The organism is Verrucomicrobiales bacterium (genome assembly GCA_016793885.1).
GTDB lineage: Bacteria > Verrucomicrobiota > Verrucomicrobiia > Limisphaerales > UBA11320 > UBA11320.
Genome location: JAEUHE010000025.1, coordinates 46,388 through 72,015, shown reverse-complemented (window position 1 = coordinate 72,015; position 25,628 = coordinate 46,388). Strand labels below are relative to the sequence as shown.

Annotated in this window: 18 protein-coding genes; 12 read left to right on the top strand and 6 right to left on the bottom strand. The window is 58.2% G+C overall.

Annotated features, from left to right (window positions below; translation table 11 throughout):
- Positions 1 to 10 precede the first annotated feature (10 nt).
- A complete protein-coding gene (gene yajC / locus JNN07_03430; GenBank protein MBL9166767.1) occupies positions 11 to 370 on the bottom strand; it encodes a preprotein translocase subunit YajC in 360 nt (119 codons plus the stop codon).
- A gap of 426 nt (positions 371 to 796) precedes the next feature.
- On the opposite strand from yajC, the gene dnaK reads away from it, so the two are divergent.
- The 8 genes from dnaK (at position 797) to pyk (ending at position 11,408) form a co-directional block, all read left to right on the top strand.
- The gene (gene dnaK / locus JNN07_03425) at positions 797 to 2,737 is read left to right on the top strand and encodes a molecular chaperone DnaK (GenBank protein MBL9166766.1); all 1,941 of its coding nucleotides are present in this window, start codon (positions 797 to 799) and stop codon (positions 2,735 to 2,737) included.
- A 139-nt stretch (positions 2,738 to 2,876) separates the two neighbouring features.
- Complete coding sequence (locus tag JNN07_03420; protein ID MBL9166765.1) at positions 2,877 to 3,170, top strand: co-chaperone GroES; 294 nt, start codon at positions 2,877 to 2,879, stop codon at positions 3,168 to 3,170.
- 43 nt (positions 3,171 to 3,213) lie between these two features.
- Complete coding sequence (gene groL / locus JNN07_03415; GenBank protein ID MBL9166764.1) at positions 3,214 to 4,854, top strand: chaperonin GroEL; 1,641 nt, start codon at positions 3,214 to 3,216, stop codon at positions 4,852 to 4,854.
- A gap of 225 nt (positions 4,855 to 5,079) precedes the next feature.
- The gene (locus JNN07_03410) at positions 5,080 to 6,408 is read left to right on the top strand and encodes a 2-oxo acid dehydrogenase subunit E2 (GenBank protein ID MBL9166763.1); all 1,329 of its coding nucleotides are present in this window, start codon (positions 5,080 to 5,082) and stop codon (positions 6,406 to 6,408) included.
- A 41-nt stretch (positions 6,409 to 6,449) separates the two neighbouring features.
- Positions 6,450 to 7,874, top strand: a complete 1,425-nt coding sequence (lpdA, locus tag JNN07_03405; protein MBL9166762.1) for a dihydrolipoyl dehydrogenase — start codon at positions 6,450 to 6,452, stop codon at positions 7,872 to 7,874.
- A gap of 55 nt (positions 7,875 to 7,929) precedes the next feature.
- A complete protein-coding gene (locus JNN07_03400; GenBank protein MBL9166761.1) occupies positions 7,930 to 8,901 on the top strand; it encodes a peptidyl-prolyl cis-trans isomerase in 972 nt (323 codons plus the stop codon).
- Positions 8,902 to 8,965: 64 nt separating this feature from the next.
- Positions 8,966 to 9,997, top strand: a complete 1,032-nt coding sequence (gene pdxA, locus JNN07_03395) for a 4-hydroxythreonine-4-phosphate dehydrogenase PdxA (GenBank protein ID MBL9166760.1) — start codon at positions 8,966 to 8,968, stop codon at positions 9,995 to 9,997.
- Positions 9,998 to 10,004: 7 nt separating this feature from the next.
- Positions 10,005 to 11,408 carry a pyruvate kinase gene (gene pyk / locus JNN07_03390; protein MBL9166759.1) on the top strand — a complete coding sequence of 468 codons (1,404 nt, stop codon included), beginning with the start codon at positions 10,005 to 10,007 and terminating at the stop codon, positions 11,406 to 11,408.
- 341 nt (positions 11,409 to 11,749) lie between these two features.
- Here the strand turns inward: pyk and JNN07_03385 are convergent, their stop codons facing one another.
- Positions 11,750 to 15,274, bottom strand: a complete 3,525-nt coding sequence (locus tag JNN07_03385; GenBank protein MBL9166758.1) for a hypothetical protein — start codon at positions 15,272 to 15,274, stop codon at positions 11,750 to 11,752.
- A 392-nt stretch (positions 15,275 to 15,666) separates the two neighbouring features.
- On the opposite strand from JNN07_03385, the gene JNN07_03380 reads away from it, so the two are divergent.
- On the top strand, positions 15,667 to 17,202 hold the full coding sequence (locus JNN07_03380; GenBank protein ID MBL9166757.1) for a PQQ-like beta-propeller repeat protein: 1,536 nt from the start codon (positions 15,667 to 15,669) through the stop codon (positions 17,200 to 17,202).
- A 53-nt stretch (positions 17,203 to 17,255) separates the two neighbouring features.
- Complete coding sequence (locus tag JNN07_03375; GenBank protein ID MBL9166756.1) at positions 17,256 to 18,074, top strand: prepilin-type N-terminal cleavage/methylation domain-containing protein; 819 nt, start codon at positions 17,256 to 17,258, stop codon at positions 18,072 to 18,074.
- A gap of 24 nt (positions 18,075 to 18,098) precedes the next feature.
- Here the strand turns inward: JNN07_03375 and JNN07_03370 are convergent, their stop codons facing one another.
- The 3 genes from JNN07_03370 to JNN07_03360 form a co-directional block, all read right to left on the bottom strand.
- Positions 18,099 to 18,764, bottom strand: a complete 666-nt coding sequence (locus JNN07_03370; GenBank protein MBL9166755.1) for a response regulator transcription factor — start codon at positions 18,762 to 18,764, stop codon at positions 18,099 to 18,101.
- A gap of 89 nt (positions 18,765 to 18,853) precedes the next feature.
- Positions 18,854 to 20,272 carry a PAS domain S-box protein gene (locus tag JNN07_03365; protein MBL9166754.1) on the bottom strand — a complete coding sequence of 473 codons (1,419 nt, stop codon included), beginning with the start codon at positions 20,270 to 20,272 and terminating at the stop codon, positions 18,854 to 18,856.
- A gap of 44 nt (positions 20,273 to 20,316) precedes the next feature.
- The gene (locus JNN07_03360; GenBank protein ID MBL9166753.1) at positions 20,317 to 21,192 is read right to left on the bottom strand and encodes a helix-turn-helix domain-containing protein; all 876 of its coding nucleotides are present in this window, start codon (positions 21,190 to 21,192) and stop codon (positions 20,317 to 20,319) included.
- A gap of 243 nt (positions 21,193 to 21,435) precedes the next feature.
- Here JNN07_03360 and JNN07_03355 point away from each other — a divergent pair, with 243 nt between their 5' ends.
- Complete coding sequence (locus JNN07_03355; protein MBL9166752.1) at positions 21,436 to 22,182, top strand: hypothetical protein; 747 nt, start codon at positions 21,436 to 21,438, stop codon at positions 22,180 to 22,182.
- On the opposite strand, the gene JNN07_03350 is transcribed toward JNN07_03355, so the two are convergent.
- Complete coding sequence (locus JNN07_03350; protein MBL9166751.1) at positions 22,157 to 23,017, bottom strand: sugar phosphate isomerase/epimerase; 861 nt, start codon at positions 23,015 to 23,017, stop codon at positions 22,157 to 22,159. The genes JNN07_03355 and JNN07_03350 overlap by 26 nt on opposite strands.
- A gap of 244 nt (positions 23,018 to 23,261) precedes the next feature.
- Between JNN07_03350 and JNN07_03345 the strand changes: the two genes are divergently transcribed.
- On the top strand, positions 23,262 to 25,625 hold the full coding sequence (locus JNN07_03345) for a hypothetical protein (GenBank protein MBL9166750.1): 2,364 nt from the start codon (positions 23,262 to 23,264) through the stop codon (positions 25,623 to 25,625).
- Positions 25,626 to 25,628 lie beyond the last annotated feature (3 nt).

Below are 25,628 nucleotides of genomic sequence, written 5' to 3'. Positions count from 1 at the left end.
GGATGGAGGGTCAGGATTTAGTATCGGCGGTTTCGCTTTTGCGTTCGGTGACTTCGGATACGGCGGACTTGAGAACCTCGAACTTCGTATCCTCCGAACGGATGGAGATGGTTTTCTCTCGAATGGTGACAATCGTTCCCAGAATGCCTCCGTTGGTGAGGACCTTGTCCCCGGGCTTCAGGCTGCTGACCCGTTGCTCCAGTTCCTTAGCCCTCAGTCTCTGCGGTCGGATCAGGGCAAAGTAGAAGAGGACCGCCATGATGCCGAAAGGCACCAGGGTGTTAAGAAGTTCCGCCTTTGGATCTCTAACCCCCCCGTTTGCGGGAGGCATTCCAAATGCCATGAGCGCGCCTAGACAATGAGTCATCATAAAGTGACCGACAGTTGAGCCGGCTAATCTAGTCCTGGACAGAGGATTGGCAAGCAGAAGATACCTGTAGTTTGAGGCGATGGCTTACTTACGCCTCGGCCCGCCCTCGGCAATGGCTCCCCCTCAAGGCTGAAATCGTCGCTTTCTTCTGAGCCGCTGGAACGGGCTGACGCTCCTGCCATCCGGGAAGGATTGGAAACCTGGCCAACGAACCTACCCCCCTCTCCAGGATGCCGCTTGACCAGGATCACACTGTGCCATTGGAGCCCGCAAACTGCGACAAGGTGACACTTTGAGGTGTGGGTTGTCACACTTGAGCTTTAGTTAGAATATTTCAAAGTGTTGTGAATTAGATACTTGCGATCTAATGAGTGCCTGGCACTGGCATTGCTGTGTCTTGTTTTGTCACTTTTGACGCAAAATTTTATGGCTAAAGTTTTAGGCATCGATCTCGGGACCACGAATTCTTGCATGGCTGTCATGGAGGGTGGCGAGCCCTTGGTATTGGAGAATTCGGAAGGAAAACGAACCACCCCTTCGGTGGTCGCCTTCGCTAAAAATGGCGAGCGGCTGGTAGGGGATGCGGCGAAGCGTCAGGCGGTGACGAACCCCCGCAATACGGTTTATTCCATCAAGCGCTTCATGGGCCGAAAGTTCGATGAGGTTCAGGAAGAGATCAAGCGCGTGCCTTACAAGGTGGTGCGTGCCTCCAACGGGGATGCGCACGTTGAGGTGGAGGTGGACGGGCAGACCAAGACGTACAGCCCTCCCGAAATCTCGGCCATGGTTCTGGCGAAACTTCGCGCTGATGCCGAGATGCGTTTGGGTGAGACGATCACCCAGGCGGTGATCACGGTTCCGGCCTATTTCAATGATTCGCAGCGGCAGGCTACTAAAGATGCTGGCAAGATCGCCGGCTTGGAGGTGCTCCGTATTATCAACGAGCCTACGGCTGCCTCGCTGGCCTACGGGTTGGACAAGAAGAAGGACGAGAAGATCGCTGTTTACGACCTGGGTGGTGGCACCTTTGATATTTCCGTCCTGGAGATCGGCGATGGGGTTTTTGAGGTTAAGGCTACGAACGGCGACACTCACTTGGGGGGTGATGACTGGGACAACCAGCTGATGGATTGGATCCTGAGCGAGTTCAAGAAGGATCAAGGAATTGACCTTCGCAAGCAACCGGACGCATTGCAGCGAATTAAGGAAGAGGCCGAGAAGGCCAAGATCGCCCTCTCGAGTTCGCAGCAGTATGAGATCAATCTGCCGTTCGTGACCGCGGACGCCAGCGGCCCGAAGCACATCAGTTCGAAGCTGACGCGCGCCAAGATGGAGCAGCTTTGCGATTCGTTGTTCGAGCGAACCGTGACCCCGACCCGCAACTGCCTTCGTGACGCCGGCATCGCTGCCGACAAGATTGATGAATTGGTCTTGGTGGGTGGCATGACCCGCATGCCTCGGGTGGTGGAGACTGCCCGTGGTTTGGTGAACAAGACCCCGCATCAAGGCGTGAATCCGGATGAAGTGGTCGCTGTAGGCGCCGCGATTCAAGCGGGAGTGCTGAAGGGCGAGGTCAAGGACGTGCTGCTGCTCGACGTGACGCCTCTTTCCCTGGGCATTGAAACTCTGGGCGGCGTTTTCACGCGATTGATCGAGCGCAATACGACCATTCCCACCCGCAAGTCTGAGATCTTCTCCACGGCTTCGGACAACCAGCCGGGCGTCGAGATTCATGTGCTCCAGGGTGACCGGCAGATGGCCCGAGACAACAAGCCGATTGGTAAGTTCCAATTAACAGACATCCCTCCGGCCCCTCGAGGAGTCCCGCAGATCGAAGTCACCTTTGACATTGATGCCAATGGCATCCTGAACGTCAGCGCTAAGGACCTGGGCACCGGCAAGGAGCAGAAGATCACCATTACTGCCAACAGCGGCCTTTCGAAGGATGAGGTGGAGCGGATGCGCAAGGATGCGGAGGCGCATGCGGATGATGATCGCAACATTCGCGAAGCGGCTGAGGCTAGGAACGAAGCTGACAACGTCATTTATCGTACCGAGAAGACCCTTAAGGAAGCTGGTGACAAACTGCCGGGGAATGAGAAGGCGAAAATCGAGAAATCGGTGGCGGATGTCAAAGAGGCTTTGAAAGGCACCGACACGGCGGCGATCAAGGCTGCCGTCGAGAAGTTGAATGAAGTTTGGCAAGCCGCTTCCGCCGAACTCTACAAGGCGACGGGCGCTGCTCCCGGAGGTCAGCCGAATGCATCATCGGCCGGTCCCTCGGGCGAAACATCTTCTGGCGACAAAGCCAAGGGTCAAGGCGACGGCCCGATTATCGACGCGGAAGTCGTCGACGAGAAAAAGTAAAACGATTTTGTCCGGCATCGACGGTTCTCCATTCGAGGAACGGGGAACCAGCGCTGCCGGATGAGCGCTTTCCGGAGACGGGTGTCTCGGAGAGTCTACTATCCGACAAACCAACACGAAATACGAAACGAGAATAACTATGGCACTTAATGTTAAGCCTCTCGGCGACCGCATCCTGGTGGAAGCGGTAGAGGACAAAGAAGTCAAAAAGGGCGGCATCATCATCCCTGATACCGCAAAAGAGAAGCCGATGGAGAGCGTTGTGCGCGCCCTTGGTACCGGTAAGCTGGACGACAGCGGAAAGAAGATCCCGTTCGAAGTTAAAGTAGGCGATCGTATCTTGGTCAGCAAGTATGGCGGCACTGAGATCAAGTTGGATGGCCGTGAGTACAAGATTCTCAGCACCGACGACGTGCTGGCTGTGATCGCATAACGAACGACACCCTCAAAACCCCTTAAAAGAGAACTAGAATTTTATGGCAGCAAAACAACTTATTTTTGACGAAGCAGCACGCCAGGCGTTGGCCAAGGGCGTTTCCAAACTCGCTCGGGCCGTCAGTGCGACCCTTGGACCCAAAGGCCGCAATGTCGTTCTGGACAAGAAATTTGGATCCCCGACCGTGACCAAGGACGGTGTCACTGTTGCGAAGGAAATCGAACTGGAAGACGCTTATGAGAACATGGGCGCCCAGATGGTTCGCGAAGTGGCCAGCAAGACCAGCGACGCGGCTGGTGATGGCACCACTACCGCCACCGTGCTCGGCGAAGCGATTTTCCGCGAAGGTTTGAAGCATGTCACCTCTGGTGCGAACCCGATCGGCATTCAGCGCGGCATCCAAAAGGCCGTTGACGCCGCGGTAGAACACCTCGCCAAGATCGCCAAGAAGGTCAAGGACAAGGAAGAGATCAAGCAGGTCGCCACGGTCTCGGCCAACTGGGATACCACGATCGGCAACATCATTGCTGACGCGATGGACAAGGTCGGCAAGGACGGCACCATCACGGTCGAAGAAGCTAAGTCGATCGAGACCACTCTCGACGTCGTCGAAGGTATGCAATTCGACAAGGGCTATCTCTCTCCCTACTTCGTCACCAACGCGGAGACGATGGAAACCAAGTTGGATGACGCCTACATCCTGATTTACGAGAAGAAGGTCAGCAATCTTAAGGATCTGCTCCCCTTGCTCGAGAAGATCGCCAAGGTCGGCAAGCCGCTGCTCGTCATCGCTGAAGAAGTCGAAGGCGAAGCGTTGGCCACCCTCGTGGTGAACAAGCTCCGCGGCGTGTTGAACATCTGCGCTGTGAAGGCGCCCGGCTTCGGTGACCGCCGCAAGGCCATGCTCGAAGACATCGCGATCCTCACGGGTGGACGCTGCATCACCGAAGATCTCGGCATCAAGCTCGAGAGCCTCGGAATCGAAGACCTCGGCCGTGCGAAGAGCATTGTTGTCGACAAGGAAAACACCACCATTGTCGAAGGTCATGGCAAGGCCTCTGAGATCCAGGGCCGGGTTAATCAGATCCGCCGTCAGATCGAAGAGACCACCTCGGACTACGACCGCGAGAAGCTCCAGGAGCGACTGGCGAAGTTGGCTGGCGGCGTGGCCGTCATCAACGTCGGTGCTGCCACCGAGACCGAGATGAAGGAAAAGAAAGCTCGTGTCGAGGACGCCCTGCATGCCACTCGCGCTGCCGTCGAAGAAGGCATCGTTCCTGGCGGTGGCGTGGCTCTGCTCCGCTGCCTCCCGGCCATCAATGCCTTGAATCTGAAGGACGAAGATGAAGCCATCGGCGTGGAAATTGTGAAGCGGGCGATCGAGTATCCGCTCCGCGCTCTGGCGGCCAACGCTGGCGTCGAAGGCTCGCTCGTGGTCCAGGAAGTGAAGCGCCTCAAGGGCAACGATGGCTACAACGTGGCTACCGGCGACTATGAAGACTTGGTGAAAGCGGGTGTGGTTGATCCTAAGAAGGTGACCCGCAACGCTCTGCAGAACTCGGCGTCCATCGCCGGTCTGCTCCTCACCACCGAATGCCTCATCACCGAAGTCCCTGAGAAGGATAAGGCTCCCAAGGCCGATCCTCACCATGGCGGCGGCGGCGGCGGCATGGAATACTAAGACAGCTGGGTTCGGGAAGGAACCTCTCATCAAAGGGCCGGCGAAAGCCGGCCCTTTTTTGCTTCCTCCTAAAAATGCCCATTGCAAACCCCGCTCCATTCTCCTAATCATTTGCGCCTTCAAGGTCGGAACAACGGGTTCGACCACAAAGTTCTCTGGTGAGCTTCGGTTGTCGGATCGCCCATAACCAACCTCCAGAACCGTTTTTGCGTATATCATTCATTTATGGATGTCAGACTGCCCAATCTTGGTGAGGGCGCCGATTCCGGCGTCGTCGTGAGCGTTCAGGTTAAAGAAGGGGATTCGATCCAAAAGGGTCAGACCGTGATTGAACTGGAGAGCGGCAAAGCGGTTGCCCCGATCCCCGCCCCGGCGGCGGGCAAGGTCACCTCCGTTCGTGTTAAGGAAGGCGACAAGATCTCCGCGGGCGCGATATTGATTTCCCTGGAAGGTGCTGGCGGGGGCGCTGAACCCGCCGCTGCCCCCGCTGCAGCCAGCCCAAAAGCCTCGCCCAAAAAGAAACCTTCAGCGGCCAAGGTCGTTGAACCTGAGGTGTCTGAGGACGAGGGTGAAGACGAGGTTGCCGACGCTGATGTGCAATCGGGTGGATGGGATGAGACGGCGGATGGTCAGCCGGTTCCGGCGTCGCCGGAGCTTCGCCGCATGGCTCGGCTGCTGGGAATCCCGCTGCGTCGGGTCACCGGGAGCGAGCGCGGCGGCCGCATTGTTTTCGAAGATGTTCGGGCCTACATCGCCCGACTGCATCGTTTAGCCTCGAGACCCAAGGCGTCGGGACCCGTGGGACGCGCCGTGGCTGCCCCGGCGGCTCCTTCGATCGATTTCTCCCAGTTTGGACCGGTGGTCAGGAAGCCGTTGAGCTCCCTGCGGAAGGTCATTAGCCAGCGGATGTTGGAGAGCTGGAATAATATCCCGCATGTCACTCAATTTGAGGATGCTGATATCAGCGGCTTGCTCGAGCTTCGCAAGAAGCACCTGGCCGCCTATGAAGCCAAGGGTGCCCGGCTCACGGTGACAGGGCTGGTTTTGAAAGCCGTGGTCGCGACCCTGCAAAAGCATCCGATTTTCAACTCGAGTATCGATGATCAGGCCGAGGAGTGCGTGATCAAGGAATACATCCATCTTGGCATTGCCGTGGATACTGAGGCGGGGTTGATTGTCCCGGTGATCCGAGATGCTCACAAGAAGTCCATCCTGCAGCTTTCCCTCGATTTGCAGTCCCTGGCCGACAAGGCCCGCGACCGCAAGACCAGCATGGAGGAACTCAAGGGCGGCTCCTTTACCATTTCCAATCAGGGGGGTATCGGAGGGGCCCATTTTACTCCGATTGTGAATCGGCCGGAGGTAGCTATTTTGGGGCTAGGTAAGGGCCTGCTGAAACCGGTGGTGCGCGAGAAGCAAATCGTGGCCCGCACGATGTTGCCTCTGGCGTTGTCCTATGATCACCGATTGATCGATGGCGGCAGCGCGGCCCGTTTCATCGCTGATTTGGTCAGCTCAATCGAGAATTTCTCCGAAGCTGACGTGAAGCTGTAACCTGTTGGAACCGATTTTGGTGTTGAACTGGATTTTCTGCTATGGATCCCATTAATTCGGAAATCGTTGTTGTTGGAGCCGGTCCCGGAGGCTACGCCGCCGCCTTTTATGCCGCTGATCTCGGGAAGAAGGTCTTGCTGATCGAGCAGGACCAGCGTCTCGGGGGCGTCTGTCTCAATCGCGGCTGCATTCCTTCCAAAGCGCTGCTCCATGCGACGAAGATGATCGACGACGCGAAGGCGTCATCGGCGCGGGGCATTGAGTTCGGCCCAGCCAAGGTCCAGTTGGACAAGTTGCGCGCCTGGAAGGAGTCCGTGCTGGCCAAGTTGAGTCAAGGCATCAGCGGCCTTGCTCAGAAGCGTGGCGTTCAGGTGATTCAAGGTCGCGCGCATTTTGAGAGCAGCACCAGCCTTCGGGTGGAGACTGCGGACGGCCAGACCTTCGTCAATTTCGAGAAAGCCATCATCGCGGTGGGTTCCAAGCCGGCCCTCCCGAAGGCCTTCGACCTGGGAAATCCCAGAGTTATGACTTCGACCGAGGCCTTGGACCTCCCAGATGTACCGGAGAACCTGCTGGTGATCGGGGGAGGTTACATCGGGATGGAACTCGGCACCGTCTATTGCTCGCTCGGCAGTAAGGTCACGGTGGTGGAAGCCATGGATTCTATCCTGGCCGGAGCCGACGCCGATCTCGTTCGTCCGGTGCAGCGCTACGCGGAACAGCATTTTCGGGAGATCCGGCTCAAGACCAAGGTCGCCAGCATGGCGACCGGAGGCAAGCAGATCAAGGTCGTCACCGAGCGTGACGGGAAGACGGTGGAAGAGCTTTACGATCGTGTTTTGGTCTCGGTGGGACGTCAGCCCAATGCGGCGGACCTGGGGCTGGAGAACACCAAGGTGGAGCGCGACGAACGAGGGTTCATCAAGGTGGATGGCAACATGCAGACCGCCGATCCGCATTTGTATGCGATCGGAGATATCGCGGGCGGTGTGCTTCTGGCGCACAAGGCTTCGAAAGAGGCCCGCATTGCGGTCGAGTCGTTGGCGGGGGAACCCAGCCGGGCGGCGAAGATCACCATTCCGGCGGTGGTGTTTACGCATCCTGAAATTGCCTGGTGTGGGCTGACCGAGGCCGAGGCCAAGGCCCAGGGCCGGGCGATCGAGGTCGCGAAGTTCCCGTGGGCCGCTTCTGGCCGCGCATTGACCTGCGATGCCACCGAGGGTCTGACCAAGATCATCATCGACCCCTTGACCGAGCGCATATTGGGCGTCGGCATCACGGGCCAGCACGCGGGCGACATGATTGCCGAGGGAGTGGCCCTGGTGGAGATGGGAGCGACCGTTAAGGATCTGGCGGAGATGGTTCATCCTCATCCGACGTTGTCCGAATCGCTCATGGAGGCGGCCGAGGCCTTTTTTGGGCACTGCACCCACGTCCATACCCGGAAGCGAACAGAATCCGCCTGATTCTCGCTGCTTGACCGGGGTCTTCGGACCTCATTAGATTGCGGGCGTGTTAGGAATGAGAACGATCTGTTTCCTCTTGCTTGGGATTCACGTGTCCGGCGTGGCTGCCATGGCTCAGGGCCGCACCAATTTGGCGAACGGTGTTATGGCTTGGGTGAATCAATCGATCATCACCTATCAGCAGGTGCAGGAGCAGATGATGCCCTCTCTCCCACCGCTCATGCGCCAGTATCGCAATCAGCCGCAGGAGCTGGAGAAAAAGCTGGGCCAGCTTCGATCTGAGGTTCTGGAGGGGCTAATCGATCACCGTCTGATCATCGATGAGTTCAAAGCGAGCGGAGGTCTGATCCCGGATCGCTACATTGAGGACGAAATCAAGAATCGCATCCGCGATCGTTTTGGCGACCGCGTCAGCTTGACCCGTGAGCTTCAGGCCAAGGGTCAGACCTCGGAGGATTTCCGGGAGGATGTCAAAGAGACGATCATTGCGGACTTCATGCGGCGAAGGAATCTCTCCAACGAGAAGATCCTCATTTCACCTCGCAAGATTGAGAATTTTTATCAGACGAACCAAAATGAATTCATGGTGGGCGAAGGGGTTCGTTTGCGCATCATCACGTTGAACAAACCCGGTGGCGACGACAATGCCTCTAAGAAAAAGCTCGGAGAGGAACTGCTTGCCAAGTTGAGGTCAGGGACTCCCTTTGCGGAGTTGGCGATCACCTATTCGGAGGATTCCTTCGCCCGCGAGGGGGGCGATCGGAAGGAAATGTTGGAGACTTCCACTCTGCGCGAAGAATTCCGTGAGCCTGCGTCGAAGCTGCCTCTCAAGACCGCCTCCTCCCTGATCGAGACGCCGGATGGCTTCTACATCCTCCAAGTCGAAGATCGCAAAGTCGCCCATGTTCGACCTCTGGACGAGGTTCGGGATGAAATTGAGAAGACTTTGGTGCTCCAAGAACGTAGTCGTCTCCAGGAACGTTGGCTCAAACGCCTCCGCAAGAAGTCTTTCATTGTCTACCTCTGACCAGGTCTGGTGTGGCGTGGGCTCGGTTTGTTGGGGCGGGGGAGAGGCGTTCTAGCTCACTGACATGGTCATCACCCTTGCTTGCGGCGATCCTAGCGGTGTCGGTCCCGAGGTGACTCTAAAGGCGTTGAGCCTGGAGTTCCCAGCGGATGACTGTAGCTACCGGCTTCAGGGCGATCTATCCCAGTTGGTTCAACTCAACCAGACCCTCGGACTTGGCCTGCCTTTGTCGTCCGGATCCGACGCCACCGATGGGCGTCTGAGGGTGGTATCAGCCCGCGAGCTCGAGTCACTGCCGGTTCGAGCCCTTCCCCAGCGTGGAGTCCGCTCCGCCCGAGCAGCGATGCTCTGGCTAGAGAATGGGGCGCAGGACTGCCTGCGTGGCGGTTCTCAGGCTCTGGTGACCGCTCCCGTTTGCAAGGAAACGATCATGGAGGCTGGCTACCCCGATTTTGTTGGGCAAACCGAGTTCCTAGCTGGCCTCGCCGGCGTGCCTGATCCGATCATGATGCTGTTGGGCGCCGACGATCGCGGACGCTGGCTGAGGGTAGCGTTGGCAACCATTCATATTCCGTTGGCGGAGGTGGCGTCCCGACTGACCTCAGCGGCGGTGGAGAGAGCGATCGGCAGGTCCGTCGATGCTTGTCGGGATTTGGGGCTGCCCCAGTCGCGCATCGGAGTCTGTGGTCTAAACCCGCATGCCGGTGAAGGCGGCAAGATTGGGATCGAGGAGCAAACCACCATCGCCCCGGCGATCGCCCGAGCCCGGCTGTTGAGTGCTCAGAGCCGGATTGAGGGACCGATCCCGGCCGATACTTTGTTCTATCGGGCCTACCGCGGTGAGTTCGACGCTGTGGTGGCGATGTATCACGATCAGGGCCTGGCACCCTTGAAGATGGTGGCGTTCGAGAGCGGTGTGAATTGGACTTTGGGATTGCCGTTCATCCGCACCTCCCCCGATCACGGCACAGCCTTCGATATTGCCGGTCAAGGTGTGGCGGACCCCCATAGCATGTGGTCGGCCATCCGAATGGCCAAACGTCTTGCTGGGAACCGTGGCCCTGTGCAGGGCGAGCGATCCCCCGGGCATCACTGATTACTTTATGCGCAAAACCAAAATTGTAGCCACCCTGGGCCCCGCCACCGATTCTCCCGAGTTGTTGGGGCGGATGTTGGATGCTGGCATGGACGTGGCCCGATTGAACATGTCTCATGCCCCGCACGATTGGGTGAGGCGTGTTGTCAAGGACCTGAGAGCGGCCGCCGCGGCGCGGCAACGCCCCTTGGCCATCCTGCTCGACACCCAGGGACCTGCGATCCGGACCGGGGACTTGCCCGCCTCGCTGGATCTGCAGCCAGGCCAGAAATTCACGCTTACGGTTCGGGGAGAGAAGAGCGAGGAGATGCATTCGGTGGATGTGAACTACGAGGAGTTTGTCAACGATATCAATGTTGGCGATGTCGTGCTGCTCGACAACGGGGAGATTCACATGAAAGTCCTGGCCAAGTATGCCAATAAGGTGGAGTGCGAGGTGTTGACTCCGGGTAAACTGGGCAGTCGACGCCACATCAATCTTCCGGGCGTGCGGGTGAGCCTTCCTGCTCTGACCGCCAAGGACTTGGCGGATGTGCAGGTGGGCTTGGAAGTCGAGGTGGACTACATCGCGCTCTCTTTTGTCCGGGAAGCCCGGGATATTCAGCAGCTCAGAGCGGTCACGGAACGCTCGGCGCACCGACCTCTGATTATCGCCAAGATCGAGGACCAGCAAGCGGTTGCGAATCTGGATGCCATCGTCAGCACCGCTGATGGAGTGATGGTGGCTCGCGGGGATCTGGGAATCGAGTGCCCTTATGAGGATCTGCCCCTGATCCAGCGTCGCATCGTCAAGACCTGCTTGAAGGTGGGTAAGCCGGTTATCGTAGCCACGCACATGCTGGAGAGCATGATCGAGAATCCGATGCCCACCCGGGCGGAAATTTCCGACGTTGCCAACGCGGTCTTTGAGCAAGCTGATGCCATTATGCTTTCCGGAGAGACCACGGTTGGAAAGTATCCGGTTAAATGTGTCGAAGTGTTTGATCGCATTACCCGTCGGATTGAGCGAAGCGGCGCACCGAACCCCAGCGCGCGGGGCGAGCTTTCCACCCCTCGTCAAAAGCTGGTGAAGAGCGCCATTTCACTGGCGGAGGATCTCCAGGCAGCCGCCATCGTTGTCTTCACAGTTCGGGGCAATATGGCCCGTCACGCCGCATCGTTCCGACCTTTCTACGGAAAAGCCTACGCGTTTTGCGAGAATCCCAAGGTCGCCCAGTCCCTCGCCCTCATCTGGGGACTTAACCCGCTGGTCATGCCCTTTAACCATGACCGTCCGGAGGAGAATATTGAGGATGGCTTGGATTACATGGTTACCCATGGCTTGCTGCGCAAGGGGGATCAGGTCGTGATCATCAGCTCCATCACCGCCGGCGAACAGATCGTTGATGTGGTGGAGATGCGGGTTGCGTGAGCGTCTCCCATCCAAGCTGTTGCACATCTCGATACCGCTCCATTCTCCTTTTTAGGTAAAGCGGCAGAGGGCTCTCATCCTTACCTTCAAGAATGCCGACTCCAGGAACCTAATCAGTTCGTCAGTCCATTGGCCGACGGGTGGCACGCCTTTCAGGGTGCTGTTGGATAGGGGGCCGACCCACCGGGGGTGTCGCTGTGCTCCACACCCCGGCTAATCTCTTTGAACCCTAGGGGTTCTGGGCTTCGGCAGCTTTTCGGCACAGCTGGCTTATTTCTCTGAAAAAAGAGCCGGATCACTTAAGTGATCCGGCTCCAGTGAAACCAACGCGGTGGTCTGCGTTATTCGTAGGTCAACACGACCTTGCCGGCCTCGACCTTGATGTTCTTGATGCTCACGGCCGAGGAGCCCACGAGGCGGAAGAATCGTGAGGCAACGGGTGCCGTGATCGTTACGGTCTTCGCAGTGGCATCGACGACTGCCGTCGGTTCTTCAGCGAAGAGTCCTGTCACCGTGGCTGAAGACTGAAGTTGCAATGTCGAGGTGATGATTTCCTGATAGGCAACAATCGCTGATTCCGAGCTGAGATCGTTGATGAGCAGGCGTTCGCCGCTGTCGATATTGATCGAGGTGAGTTCGGCGTAACCGTCGCCCCCGCGCTCATACCATAGGAACCGGAAGGGATAGATCCCATCTTCTTTGACCAGGAAGTCTACGGTCTTGTTGGCGACCCCATCAGGCTCGAAAGCGAGCGGTGGAGTAAGGATGTCGCTTACAGTTTTACCCGAAGTGAGCTTGAAGCCGTCGTCGGTGCGGAAGCCGAATCGGTAAACGCCCTTGCTCAGCTTCAGGTAGCCAACGGCCTCCAAGGCAAAGTCATCCAACCCGTTGCTGGCTCCGGTTTCCGGGTCGGTGAAGGGGATGCCCGGGACGGGTAGATCGTCTTGAAAGTCGCCTGCAGAAGTCGGCGATTTCTTGTTGAAGTTGATCACCGTGGCGACGTCGGTCACATCCACCACGCGCGGAATGGTGGAGTTGGCTTTGATCTGATCCTCTGCCCGCAGGATGCTGTTAGCAAGAGCGGATCCGGTGGGGGCCTGCACCACATGAATGCGGAATCCCCGCTCGCCGGGCGTTCCCGTGACGCGGTTGGCTGGATCGAGCGAAGGGTAGCGGAAGGTGAACTGCCAGGTGGAATTCACCGTTACGTCCTGACTGTCCTTAAAGGAGATCGTGGCTGAGTTTACGGTCTCGGAGTTGGGGAGCGTCGGCATCGTGTAGGTGACTACCGCGCCCGCCGCGTCCGATGTGATCTGAGGCGTGACTGTCAGACCGTTGACCTCCAGTTTGAGCGTATCGACTTTGACAGTCGTATCGCGGTTCTGGATTTCCACTCGGATGTTTGGAATCAGGGTGTCGGTGGTTGAGTCCGGCGTTGGGCTGAGGGAGGTGACAATGGCCCTCTGAACCTCGAGGTCGCCGACCCGCACAAACACGTAATAGTTCTGATATCGGGCGCCATCCGCGGCGTCGGTGGTGACCTGACGCACGCGCAGAGTGGTGGGTCCGTTCAGGTTGAGGCGCAGCTTGTTTTGGCCACTGCCATCGGTGAGTGCGAAGTTTCGGAATTCGAACCCCGTGCGTAATCCTAGGAACGAGCCCAGACTCCTCACCGTTTGATCGGGTTGGGTCGGGTCGGTGAGCACCTGCTCCAGCACGCTCTCTCCGGTAGCCATGTTCACCAGAGCTTGGCGGACATAGACCTCGTAAGCGCCCGAAGGGAAGCTCCGGGTGTAATTCAGCCATTCCCCACTAACGATATCACCGACATCGTAGTCGTAGACTCCGGACTCGGCGCCGCCCGCCTCCGCGAATTTGGAGCGCACGATATCGAGGGAGCGTTGCATGCGAATCGGATCCGCTGAGCGGTACTTGGTATCTGTCCCATTGGGTGTCGTGCGCGTCTCGTGAAAGTCGGTCCCTTCAACGCCGGTTTGCCCGCCGTAGGCTTGATCTTGGGGACCCGAGCCTTCGGGAATGATCACGGGTGCATCGAAGTAGGCACCGCCAAAGTTATAATCCTCCGCTTCCACGATAATCGCATCCGATCCGAAGGTGTCGAAGTAGAGGGTCTTGGTGGTGGTCACGTTGGCGGAGTCGGTAACACTCAGGACTGCCGTGTAGTTCTTGTTCGGGAGCAGTTTCCCGGTGAGGGTGGCCGTGCGAGCCTGATCGGCACCAGTCACGGCGAGGCCGTTCGCCGTGGTGTAGGCGACCCCGTTCAAGTTAATGCTGATTGAGTTTGCCGCGATCGCCTGATCGTCGGTCGTTTTGAACGAGATGTCCGTGGCGGCCGGGAGAAAGTTGGAGAGATTGGCGGGGATCTCTTCGGAGATGGTAGGCGCCGTGTTTCCAACGATGGGCGGCGCGGAAGCCACGGCGTTGTCGTAGTAAATCTTGTAGGGATTCTCCGGCGCGTTGGCCGCGAAATCCTGATACAGGTAGAGCGTGAAGTAACCACTGGTCAAGAAGGGCGCCGCCGGATCATCGGAACCACCGATCAGAGTGTCCGCGCCGGGGGTATCGGTGACGATCTTCTCCCAAATCACGGCATTGTTATCCTCCTTATCGAGCACCTGGGCGGTGATGACCACACTTCCGTTGATCCCTTCCAAGTGCAGACGGAGGGTGATGTTGTTGTTCTTCAGGTTAGCGGCGGGGCCAGCGTCGGCGATGAAGTATTTGTTGATCCCTTTAGTGATGAGCACGTCGGTGGTGGACTTAGCGAGTCCGTAGCCTGCCAGGGTGCCGGGGGTATTGGGCTGTCCCCCCACTGTGTTGGGGATGAACGCGAGGATTGCAAACGAATCTTTGGCGCCTCCTTCGATGACATCCACCTTGAACTCCAACCGTTCGCCGTCCTTCAGCTCAAACAAGCGCGAAGTCTTTTGGCTGGCGCTGAAAATCGCGCGGCCAGCGGGAGGTTGCTCGAAGCGGAACTGCCCCTCGGTCTCGACGGGCAGACCAAACCCGGGCACGAAGGTGAAGTCCGTCCAGCTGGTTTTCGTATTGTCGTCGAAGCTATCCAGAACACTGGTTTCGGTGATAAACACCTGAGCGTTGTCATACGTCGCCTGGTAGGGATTCTCCACGGCATTGGCTGCGAAATCCTGATACAGGTAGAGCGTGAAATAGCCGGTGATGTTGATGAAGGGAGCCGCGGGATCGTCCGCTCCACCAATCAAGGTGTCGGCGCCGGGGGTGTCGATGACTTCCTTCTCCCAGATCACGTTGTCGTTGTCTTCCTTGTCCAGGGCGCGTGCTCGGATGTAGACGCTGCCTTCTTTGACGGTGAGCGTGAGTACCAGTGTGATGTTGTTGTTCTTGAGGTTGGCTGCCGGACCATCATCGGCGACGAAGTACTTGTTGATCCCCTTGGTGATCAGCACATCCGTGGTTGACTTGGCGAGCCCATAGCCGGCCAGTGTGCCGGGGCTATTGGGTTGTCCTCCGATGGAAGTCGGGAGAAACGCCAAGATCGCGAAGGAGTCCTTGGCTCCTCCTTCCACGAGATCGACTCGGAACTCAACTGTCCGGCCCTCCTTGAGTTCGAATGTTTCGGAGGTCTTCTGACTGGCGCTAAAGATGGCTCGGCCAGCCCCGGGCTGCTCGAAGCGGAACTTGCCGTCGGCCTCACTCGGAAGTCCGAATCCGGGTACAAACGTGAAATCTGTCCAGGCGGTTTTGGTGTTGTCGTTGAAATCGTCAAGCACGCGGGCCTGCGATTTCCAACCGGTGAGTAGGGTTAACAGAAGGGCTAAGTACTGCGTGCTGAGGCGCAGCCACAGGGGTTTGTACGTATTCATGGTAGGGGTGGTATGTGTCCTAAATAGATCGTCTTTTTTCATGCCATAGTCAAATCGTTTCAGGACACAAAACTGTCCACTTCTGGGATATCGGCAGGCGGGTCCAAGGAGTTGAGCCCAGTTCCGGTGACAGCCCCTGAGTTGACTCACACCTCATGGGTGTGGCCTGCGCGGCACCTGCGGACGCCAGACCGATCTGGGAGGTTCCGCTGGGCCGGACTTGGGGTTGTCCCATCTTTGAGCACTTTAGCCTCGCCTTCGCGCTCCAGCCGTGGCATTTGTTGACAGTCTTTGTAAATCTCGCCTGCTGTGTTATGAAGCATGATGTGCCAACCTCTTTCTTTCGATCGCCTACCTTAGCCTCCTTGAGGAGCTGCTGCGTTTTAGCGGCTTTGACTTGGGGTTTTTTGGGGCAGCTTCCAGCCGCCGATTGGTTTCAATATGCGGGCCCTCAAGGGGATGGAAGCTCGCCTGAGATGGTGCGCACGAACTGGTCGGAGGCTGCGCCCAAGGTGCTTTGGCGGAAGCCGATCGGACAGGGATTTAGCTCGATCACGACCGGCGGCGGCCGACTTTTTACACAATCGAAGCGCGCGCGCAATGTAGTGGATCGCGAGCTTTGCCTGGCGCTCAATGCTGCCACTGGCGAGGAGATCTGGAGGGTGGATGTAGGGGTGGCCCAGTACACAGATTTAGCCGGCTACAGTGAGCAAAATGAGGACGGGCCGCGTTCCACTCCTACCGTCGATGGCAATTTCGTCTACGTGCTCAACTCGTATCTGAAGCTCTACTGTCTTCGAGCTGATACGGGCGCCGAGGTCTGGAGCCGAGACTTTAAGGCTGAGTTGGGAAGCCAGGTCATTGCATGGCAAAATGCCGCTTCCCCACTCATCGTGGGCGATCTGATTCTGCTCAACGCCAATGCGGGCAGTCAGCGTTTGCTGGCGGTTCGCAAGTCTGACGGGGGTACTGCTTGGCGAGTGGCGGGCGGGATTATTACCCACTCAACTCCAACCTATGCCGTCATTCACGACGTCCCACAGGTCATTTTCCTCACTCTGTCGGGGCTGACATCAGTGGTTCCTGAGACCGGTGTCACGCTGTGGCAGCTCCCGTTTTCACCCTCTGCGACCTCAACAGCATCCTCTCCTATCGTCTCCGGAAACCTAGTTCATGCCTCTGCCGCTTATGCTTCCGGCACGTGGGTCGCGCGAGTCAGTAAGAATGGAAACGCTTTCACGGCCACCCCAGTCGCTGGTGCCAATCCCCGCAGAGGCAATGATTACTTCAGTCATTGGGCGACCCCCGTTGCCCACGAGGGCTTTATATATACGGTTCCCAGCCAAAGTTCCTCGCAAGCCAAGCTGGCATGCTTTGATCCAGTGACTGGCACTAACCGCTGGGCGCAGTCGGCGGTTGGTTCTGCACGGATCGGGTTTGGCAGCGTGATCAAGGCGAAGAACGCGTTGATCGTGCTCACCGAGGATGGAGAGTTGGTGCTGGTGGATCCTAACCCTTCGGCGTATTCCCAGCTTGGGAAACTTAAAGTGCTCACGCGATTATGCTGGAACCATGTCGCTTTGGCCAACGGTCGAATTTACGCGCGCAACAGCGCTGCCAATTCCGAGATCATCGCGGTCGATGTCGCCCCCCCCCTTCCTCCGCTTCCGGCCTTGGCTGTGACCGCCGGACGGTTGACCGATGGAACCGGCCTTCAACTGGAGGTGCGCGCGGCTGAAGGGGGTAACCTTGAAGCTGACCACGGTCAACAACTCGAGATTATCAGCTCTCCCGATGTGACGGCCCCTTCTGGCGAATGGACGTTGGAGGCATATCCCTGGATCCCCCGCGATGGGGGGCTGGTGGTAGAGATCCCTCTGCTCGATCAACCGGCCCAATTCCTCCAAGTTCGGGCGAAGACTCAGTAGTTTCTCCGCTCCACTGCCCCTCGATGCAACGACTTATGACCTCAGCTCACAAAATGGAGTTTGTTTTCGAGGGGGCCCCGCCCCTCAGCTCGCGCTGTGGAGCGCAGCCCGTGATCGTTCGTCGATCTCCTGAGGGCGTAACGGGGTTTACGCTCATTGAGTTGTTGGTGGTCATCGCGATTATCGCGATTCTGTCGGCAATTCTGCTTCCCGCTCTGGGGGGAGCGAAAGAGCGGGCCAAGCGGACGTCCTGCATCAACAACGCTCGGCAGTTCATCCTCGCGGTCAAACTGTATGCCACCGACCACGAGAACAAGCTGCCGCGTGGGGGCACCGACAACTCCAATAAGGAGGACACCCACACGCCCATCCTCTCCAGCGAAGCCAAGACCAACCTGCTTGAGTATGCCAGTCAGCTGAAGTCGCTGGATTGTCCCAACTTGGCGAATTGGATGGAAACGCGGCAGGGATGGCGGGATCAGGATGACTATGGTGTGGCGATTGGCTATCACTACATGGGGGGGCATTTGGGTACGCCTTGGGAACCCGTCGATGGCACCACGAACCGATGGATTTCTCCACAAACCGATTTTGATGATCCGCGCTTGGTCCTGGTCGCGGACCTGAATGTCCAGGCCTATAGCTTTCAGCGAATTCTCGCCCCGCACGCCGCTCGTGGCCCCGAGGTGAAAGACGATAACTACTTCGGTGACAATGACGACGCCTACAACCAGACCGCCATCAGTGTCGGAGCTCAGGGAGGAAACGTCGGACTCATGGATGGTTCGGTCACCTGGAAACCTGTCGGGGAATTGCGAGCTTACCGGGCCTCCCGTCTGTGGGGCGCTGATGGTGCTACAGGTTACTGGTGATGGGACCGATTTCGGAGGGGGAGATCATCGATTTTTCCCGGCGTTTTGGGATTCTACCCAACGCACTGCGTGGCTTACGAGCGCGGTGGCATCCTTTAGTTCCAGCTTGTCCTTAATGTGTCCTCGGTGCACATCCACTGTCTTGCTGCTCAGATTAAGAATCCGGGCCACCTCCTTGGTGCTCTTGCCCTCACCGAGTAGCTGAAAGACTTCGAACTCGCGATCGGTCAGGGATTCTACTCCTGACTTCGAGGTGGAGGTGCGACTCCCCGAGAAGATCTCCAGGATCTTGGCCGACATCCGTTCGCTGACGAAAATCTGTCCAGCGAGTACCTGGCGGATGGCCACGATCATTTTTTCACCGCCTGCCTCCTTCATGAGGTAGCCTCGGGCCCCGGCGCGGAGCGCCCGTTCGGCATGCAACATTTCGTCGTGCATCGAAATAACCAGGATAGGGAGTTCTGGATAAAACACGCGTAGGTCCTTGATCAGTTCCAACCCTCCTTTGCCTGGCAGAGTGAGGTCGGTGATGACCAGGTCCGCCTGGCACTTAGGCAATTGAGCCAAGGCTTCATTCGCCGAGCCGGCTTGGCCGCACACGCCCAGGCCGGTCTCACCGGCGATGAGTTGAGCCATGCCCATCCGCATCATGGGATGATCGTCGACCAGAAAAATTCGCTTGGCCGGCATGGTGACTTGCTTCTCGGCGGGACGCCTTTCGGAGAGGTCCCGCGGGAGGGCGGAGGGCTGGCCGTTTTTGTTGGCTGATTTGGCTTTGCTCATGGTTTTTTCCAGAGGGTGCAGGTCACTCGCAGGCCCTTGCGGGGTTCGGAGGCGACTTCCAGGGTCGCTCCGATGACCTGCGCCCGGTATTTCATCAACCGCAGCCCCAGCCCCGGCTCTTTTTTTCGGCGCGAGGGAAGGCCTCGCCCATTGTCGGAAATGCTCAAGATCCAACGGTCCTGATCCTCGTGCAGCGACAGGATGATTCGGGAAGCCCGGCTGTGCTTGAGCGCATTGTTGAGGGCCTCTTGCGCGATTCGGTAAAGGTGGGTGGCGTGGCCCTCGTTGTGGAGGAGGACCTTCTCATCGCAGACCAGTTCACAAGTCACCCCGGGCAGTGTTTGGGTCCCGGCGACCAACTCCCCCAGCGCGATCATCAATCCCTCGGACCCCAGTGGTACCGGCGAGAGTCCGTGCGAAAGCAGCCGTGTGCTGTGAACCGTTTGACGAATCTGGCGGGTGATGTCTCGAGCGAAGTCGACCAGCGCGGGAGCGGAGGTCTTGAGTTTTCCCACCAGCGCGTGGCTGAGCAGTTCCAGCGCCGTGAGCTGCTGTCCCAAGCCATCGTGAAGATCCCTGCCGATCCGACGTTGCTCCTTTTCGCTGAGGGCGAGCAGTTCTTGCTCCAGTTGCTTCCGATTCGTAATATCAGTCCGGATGGCGACGTACTGCACCGGCTTCCCTTCGGAGTTGAGAAAGGGAAAGATGGTGGTGTCCACCCAGTAGAGCGATCCGTCCTTGGCTCGATTCTGGATCTCTCCACGCCAGACGCGGCCCTCGGAGATGTTGGACCAAAGCTCCATGAAAAAGCTTCGGGGATGATGGCCGGAGTTGATGAGGCGATGGTTCTTGCCGATCAGCTCGCGATGCGTGTATTGAGAAATCTGGCAGAATTTCTGATTCGCGTAGGTGATGCGGCCGGCGGCGTCCGTCACTGCCACGATGGAATGCTCGTCCAGGGCTGCCTTGACGTCTCTCAGTTCCTTGAGCGTTCGGAGCATTTCCCGCTCGCCCAGCTTGCGATCCGAGATGTCCCGCATGATCACCTGAATCTCGGACTGAGGAGAGCTTCCCAAGGGGATTACTCTGACTTCGACATCAATGCCGGCCGGCGCGTTACCGTTTGGTTTAAGGCGCGCTTCAAAGGCGACCTTTCGCTGAGCGAACTGTAAGAGGCGACGGCTGGAATGGCGGGAGGAACTCTTCTCCGGGGCCTCTAGAAATTCCATCAGGCTGCGGCCGTTAGCCTCCGAGAGATGGCTCAACCCGAGCATGCGAGTGCCCGCCCGGTTCAGGAACACGATCTTCCCCTCCCGCTGGATGCAAATCAGATCCGGCGAGTTGCGAATGAGATGGTTCGCGACCCTAATGCTTTCCTGCTGAGTTGGGGTGCGCTGTGTTGGTTGACCCGGCACACCCATTCACATACCGCTCGCGGCCCGCCAAATCCACACCGAAGTCAGGGCAGCCGATTTCGGTATTCGGTCGGGGACTCGCCCATGACCTTCTTAAAGACCCGGTTAAAGTGCGTTAGGGACTGGAACCCGACCGCGTAGGCAATTTCGCTAATGCGCAGGTTGGGATTCAGGAGGAGGTTCTTGGCCTTCTCGATGCGCGACCGCGACACGAACTCCGTGAAGTGGAGTCCCGTCGCTCGCTTGAACAGCTTGCAAAAATAGAAAGTGCTCGTGTTGACCGCCTTGGCGACCTTGCCGAGGCTGAGTTCTTCGTCCTGGTGCTCCTCGATGTACTTCTTGGCCCGGGTGATGACGGGAGGTTCCATGTTGTTGTTCTGGACGGTGATCTGGTTGCTCTTGATGGCGAGGTGTTCGGAGAAGATGGTCAGCATCTGCATGGCTCCATCGAGCTTCTTCGCGGAGACCACGGGGGTAGCGAAGTAGAGATCATGGAGTTTCTCGGGGTTCACATCATGTCCATGGTCGGCAAACTCCTTGGCCACCTTCTCAAACTGGGCTTCGGTGGGGGGGGTCTTCATGACCTGGCCGGTTTGCAGGAAGCCGATGGTGTCCGTTCCCAGTCGGACCGGCACCGCCATCTCACAAAGGCCATAGTTGCAGGTGAGCGAGCGTGGTTCGTCGACGGCGCTCTTGCAGAGACGTTCCTGCATTTGGAGGCAGGCGGCGCAGCTTCGGCTTTTCTCTGCCATGAGCGCACAAAAGGGGTTCTCCTTGCGTTTACCATGGAGCGGAAGCTGCCAGGTTTCCACCGGACGCAAGGTCATAGGGAGGCCGGTAATTTCGCTGTAAGCTTGCTCAAATTCCCGATAGAGGGGAGATTTAGTCAGGGTCTCAACCAAAGTTTCATTCGCATTCATTGCATTTTCCTTTCCCTTTCGGGGTGCCCGCCCATTGGCGCTGACCAGGACAATCTAGAGCTAGCGCTTCCATCTGGGTATTGGGAGCGATGATTAATCGTGGCGGTGCCTGCCTCCTAGGTGCCTAGGGAAATTCCCTAGCAAGTCAAAGCGAGTTTCGCTGAGGTGCATGGCAACAAAAAAAGTTGGGGTTCCCGAAAGTTTTCCTGTTGGCGTGGGAGGGCAGTGCCGATATAGCCACTAATGGAAAGACAGAGCGCCACACCCTTCGGGGTGTATCGGTCGGAGAGCATGGAAAAGCAGTCACATTCTGGCGTCGACGCGGAGATCAATCTCCTTGGAGAGCTGCATCCCTTAGTTCAGCAGCTGGGGTCGACGGAGGGGCTGCACGAGCTGTCAGAAACTTCGAAACTGATCGCTCATCACACCGTGACGGATGTGGAATCCCTGTGGAGTTTTCTGCGCGCCTATCGCAGCCGCATTCTGTTGCCCCTGGAGCTGCCGATCATTCATCAGGCGTTTCTCCATGCGGACAAAGGGCGGACCCGAGAGTTGATCGAGTTGGACCGAAAGATCGCCGAGACTCCGCGACTCAAGCATCTCTCATCCGCCAGCCGCCGTGTGGGGCAGGCGCAGTTGAAGCGATTGCGCCCGTTAAGAGATGTGAGGGTTTTGCAGCGTTACTTGGCTGCCGTCGAAGCCAAGCAAGCGGAGGGCTGGCACACCTTGGTTTTTGGGCTGACCCTGGCTATCTACAGCGTCCCGTTGCGTCAGGGGCTTTTAGGCTACGCCCAGCAGGTCATGCGGGGCTTCATTCACAGTGCCGGTCGCCGCTTTGCGGTGCCGGCCGGTGAGATTGAGGAAATGATGCAGGAGCTGAACGCCGCTCTCCCGGCGGCCCTCGGGACATTGCTCTTCCTCGAGGGCTTGGATCGATCGTCCGGCGGCGTGGCGCCTTCGGGGACTACCTTCCCCCCCATCCCCGAATAAAGCCGACGCATTGGGCCACATCGGGCACGGAGTGGTCCCAGTTGTTTTCGTATTCAATGGAGATGTTCCCGTCGAAACCTTGGGCTTTCAGTTCGCTCAGGCATCCCGCCACGTCGGAGACTCCCAAACCGTAGACTTGGTCGGGCAGGTGCGACCCGATCGCTGCCCGATCCTTGAGATGGGTGCTGACGATCCGGCCTTTGAGAATGCGCAGGCATTCCACCGGCTTGAGTCCGGAGCTTGCCCAATGGCCGGTGTCCGCGCAGGCACCGATGCGCATATCACGATCCTTGAGCACGGATGCGAGGTAGTTCGGATCCCAGATCTTGTAGTCGGGGCGGCTGGGGTTTTTGGCGTGTTCGTGGAAAGCGACCTTGATGTCATACTCCTTGACCATTTTCTCAATGGTATCCAGCGCATCCAATGACTCGGTCGTCACCGCATAGAGCTCCATTTTCTTGGCAAATTCGAAAATCTTGCGTGCTTCGGCTTCCCCTTTGGGAACGCCTACGACCCCGTAGTTGACCACCTTGATCTTGTGCTGCAGCAGCTTCGCTCGGACTTTGGCCAGCACTTCGTCGGAGGCGTTGTGGTCAAACTTAACCCCGGGTTCTTCCCGGCTCAGCTTCTGTCCGGGATAAAACTCGATGATTCGTCCGCCAGCCTGGTCGGTTTTTTCAATAGCCTCGAAGAGGCTAAAGCGGTTGAACGTGTAGGCTTGGCACCCGACCGCGAAGCCGGAGATCTTGTAGGCGTCGGGGATCGGATGGGCGGCTGGGGATGACAGGGCGGCTGCCAGCATGGCAAAGGCGCACAGGAGAGGACGGTAGGTCATATGGGTATTACTGACGTCGGGTCTCTCCCGGGAATTCGGCTGATTTTGACCTGGGGTCAGCCGAGGGTGATTAGCCAACACGGGGTGTCTTGGATCTTACCTACGGATCACCCTCTCCTGCCTCTTGTGCTTTTGCGTCGGCCGTGATATGGATTCTTTGTTCATTCGTTAGAAAGTTCTATCAGTTTGGAGTCCTTTGCCCGGAGGTGCGCCAAACATCTTATCCAGTCGTTGCTTATACTCTATGAAACGATGCCGCCTCCCGCTCTGCTGGGCTGCTCTGTCCTGCGGGCTTTGTCTGTTCGGCTCCGTCTTGACCGCGTCCTCCCAGGTTATCGATCCACCGATCACTCCCCCTCTACGCCCAGTGGTAAGCATCGCTGTGGTGGATGCTGAAGGGGCTGAGCCTGAGAGAATTCCCCCTGGAATGCTGCGGCCCATCGTGTTGAATCCACTCGTCTTCGTCGTTTCACGCCTGGGGCCGGTCGATTTCGATTTACCCATCTTCTACCGCTTATCCGGCAGCGCGGAAAATGGCAGCGACTATGAGCGGCTTTCCGGGTTGATCACCATTCCGAAAGGCTCTACGAGCGTTCGCCTTTCCGTAATGCCCCTGGATGACGACCGGGCTGAATCGACCGAGACGGTGGTCGTTGCCCTGGAGTACCCGATTTGTCCCGCCATCTTCCCGCCCCCACGCGAGTGTTACCTCGTGGGGCAACCTGCGGTGGCTCAAGGGACCATCCTCGACAACGGGGCGGTAACTGACGGTTTCCCTCCGCAGGTTTCGGTCGTTGCTGCGGACGCGGTGGCGAGAGAACCGAGAACCCCGCTTCCGAACGAACGCCTGCTCTTGGATCGTGGTCAGTTCCGGATTGCTCGGACGGGATCCACCACCGCCCCCTTGAGGGTCTTCTATTCTCTGAGCGGAACTGCGTTGAATGGCAGCGACTATCAGGCGCTCCGCTCCGCCATCGTTATCCCCGAAGGTGCGTCAACGATTGATCTCGATGTGACTCCGATCAACGATGGAGTCGTGGAGTCCCCCGAATCAGTGGTTTTGACCCTCATCGACCCCTTGACGCTGCCCGAGCCGGCCGAGGTTGGGTTACCGGGGATCGACCTGGGCGGTGTTCTTTGGGCCAGCTATGAGGTTGGAGCTCCTGCGGTGGCGGAGGTGGAGTTGTTGGATAACGGAGAGGGTAAGCCGGTCAACTTGCCGGTGGTGAGCATCAGCACTTTGGATGACGTCGCTACGGAGCCCTCCTCTGCGGACCCCGACATCCTGCGCGTTGACAAGGCCTATGCTGTGGTCTCCCGCACCGCACCCTTCGATGCGCCTCTTTCCGTGATGTATCGGCTGGGTGGCAGTGCGGTCAATGGAGTGGACTATGGGCGGCTTGCTTACACGGCTACGATCCCCGCCGGCAGCAAGTCCACGCTCCTCGAAGTGGTGCCACTCTACGATCGTCTCCTCGAAGAAGATGAGTCTGTGGTTGTGACTTTAGTTCGATGGCCGATTTCCCTCCCTCCGGATCCTCTGGTGCTCGGGTCCAACCCCGACGACCTGATTCTTCCTCCGATCGACCCGCCGGTTCTCATCCCGCGTTACGAGCTGGGAACCGACTATGCGGCCAAGGTGCAGATTCGTGATAATGGCTTGGCTCCCGAGAATCGCCCCCCTAAAGCCGACATCGTGAGCCCCGCTCGCGGCAGCGAGTTTGAGGCGCCGGCATCGTTCGACATCGTCGTGCAGACGGCCGATGCGGACGGCTATGTCCCGTGGGTCGAATTCTTCTTGGGCAAGGAAAAGATTGGCGACTCCCGGATCGATTTTATCAAGGCACCTGAACCTGGCGCCTTGATCACGCACACGTTCCGTTGGGAGAATGTGGCGGAGGGATCGTATGGGATCACGTCTGTGGCGCATGACAACGGTGGAGCCACCACTCTGACCGCCGAAATTTCAATCCGAGTGGTTTCAGACCTGCGGCCCACGGTCAGCATCCTGGCGCGGGATGCCATCGCCACGGAAGGTTCGAGTGAGTGGGCTACTCCCACGGCTACCTTCTTGATCCGGCGTCAGGGTCCGATGGACGATGAATTATCGGTGGGACTTAAGATTGGGGGAAGTGCCGTTCCAGCCAAGGACTACGCGACGTTACCGGAGAAGGTGGTGATTCCTGCGGGTGTGGGGAGTGTGCGGCTGGTGGTTCGCCCGACCGATGATCAAGAGGTGGAGCGGATCGAAACCGTCTCCATCGAGTTGCTCCCCGCAGATAGCGGTCTGGTGAAGCCGGGTATTGGCTGGCCCGCCTATCGTCTGGGACGCCCTGCGCAGGGGGTGGTGGTCATATTGGACAACGATCAGTCTCGGCCGCCTTGCCAGTTGCTTCCCGACGGATTGTTTCATTTGTGTCTGCCGGGAAACCGCGGGCTCGGCTATCGACTGGAGGTTTCACCCGATCTGACGAACTGGAATGATCTGGGGCCGGTATCGGCCGAGGATGGTGCGGTTCACTATGTGGACCCCGAGGTGGAGGGGGTGTCCCGGCGCTTCTATCGGTTGCAGACGTTGTCGCTCGACGAAGCGCCGGTGAACGATTAGTAT